This is a genomic window from Mesorhizobium sp. P2_D6 (assembly GCF_056404315.1).
Map to the genome: position 1 here is coordinate 230,001 of NZ_JBFUEG010000010.1, position 1,592 is coordinate 231,592.

Annotated in this window: 1 tRNA gene and 2 rRNA genes (1 of these 3 only partly in view); all 3 read left to right on the plus strand. The window is 56.0% G+C overall.

The window, feature by feature from the left end:
* Nucleotides 1-819 (plus strand): 23S ribosomal RNA (locus tag AC1D1L_RS22145) (it extends 2,005 nt beyond the left edge of the window).
* A gap of 193 nt (nucleotides 820-1,012) precedes the next feature.
* Nucleotides 1,013-1,127, plus strand: a 5S ribosomal RNA gene (gene rrf / locus AC1D1L_RS22150).
* A 213-nt stretch (nucleotides 1,128-1,340) separates the two neighbouring features.
* A tRNA-Met gene (locus AC1D1L_RS22155) sits at nucleotides 1,341-1,417 on the plus strand.
* The last annotated feature ends 175 nt before the right edge of the window (nucleotides 1,418-1,592 follow it).

Sequence of the window (1,592 nt, forward strand, 5' to 3'; positions counted from 1 at the left end):
TGCACCTTTACTATAGCTTTACATTGGCATTCGTAGTGGCATGTGTAGGATAGGTGGTAGGCTTTGAAACCTGGGCGCCAGCTCAGGTGGAGCCACCCTTGAAATACCACCCTTATTACTATGGATGTCTAACCGCGGCCCGTTATCCGGGTCCGGGACAATGTATGGTGGGTAGTTTGACTGGGGCGGTCGCCTCCTAAAGAGTAACGGAGGCGCGCGATGGTGGGCTCAGAACGGTCGGAAATCGTTCGCTGAGTGCAATGGCATAAGCCTGCCTGACTGCGAGACTGACAAGTCGAGCAGAGACGAAAGTCGGTCATAGTGATCCGGTGGTCCCGCGTGGAAGGGCCATCGCTCAACGGATAAAAGGTACGCCGGGGATAACAGGCTGATGACCCCCAAGAGTCCATATCGACGGGGTTGTTTGGCACCTCGATGTCGACTCATCGCATCCTGGGGCTGGAGCAGGTCCCAAGGGTATGGCTGTTCGCCATTTAAAGCGGTACGTGAGTTGGGTTCAGAACGTCGTGAGACAGTTCGGTCCCTATCTGCCGTGGGTGTAGGAATATTGAAAGGATCTGTCCCTAGTACGAGAGGACCGGGATGGACGGATCTCTGGTGGACCTGTTGTGGCGCCAGCCGCATAGCAGGGTAGCTATATCCGGACGGGATAACCGCTGAAGGCATCTAAGCGGGAAACCCACCTTAAAACGAGTATTCCCTGAGAACCGTGGAAGACGACCACGTTGATAGGCCGGGTGTGGAAGAGCGGCAACGCTTGAAGCTTACCGGTACTAATAGTTCGATCGGCTTGATCGTTCTCATTCCTTATGCTCATCGTGAAACACGATGATCTGACCAGCGCTCACGCGTCGTATCGGCCTTCGGCCGGACGCTCCGCGAGGGCGCCGGAAAACCGGCGACGCGCTTGCGGGCTTACGCCCGAAAGCAAACTGCAGAAGGCGTCGCCTTGGCACAAAAACAGCTTCTCGAATAACGTGCGTTTTGCCGACCTGGTGGTTATGGCGGAGCGGCTGCACCCGATCCCATTCCGAACTCGGCCGTGAAACGCTCCAGCGCTGATGGTACTTCGTCTCAAGACGCGGGAGAGTAGGTCGCTGCCAGGTCTGCCAAACGCACGTTGAACTCACATCCAGAAATTGGATGGAGTGGAATCTTCTCATTACGATTATGTTGATGCATGTCGTTATCCCAAAACCGCTCAACACTTTTGGGCGACATGCATCGAGGCCCGCCAACGGGACTACGGGCCGCGAAAGCGGCCCTTTCATTTGGCGGCTCTTCTAATCCAGTAAGCTTCGGCTTACCTCTAAGGTTGACGCGGGGTGGAGCAGCCCGGTAGCTCGTCAGGCTCATAACCTGAAGGTCACAGGTTCAAATCCTGTCCCCGCAACCAAATACAAAAAGCCCGCCTCGTGCGGGCCTTTTTGTATTTTGCTGTGGTGGCCGGCCGGTTTTAACCTGCATCAGGGGCCCGCAAGGAAGGCGAAGCCGACGCCGCGGGACAGAAAAGCCAAATCCTGTCCCCGCAACCAAATCAAAAAGCCCGCCTCGTGCGGGCCTTTTTGTAT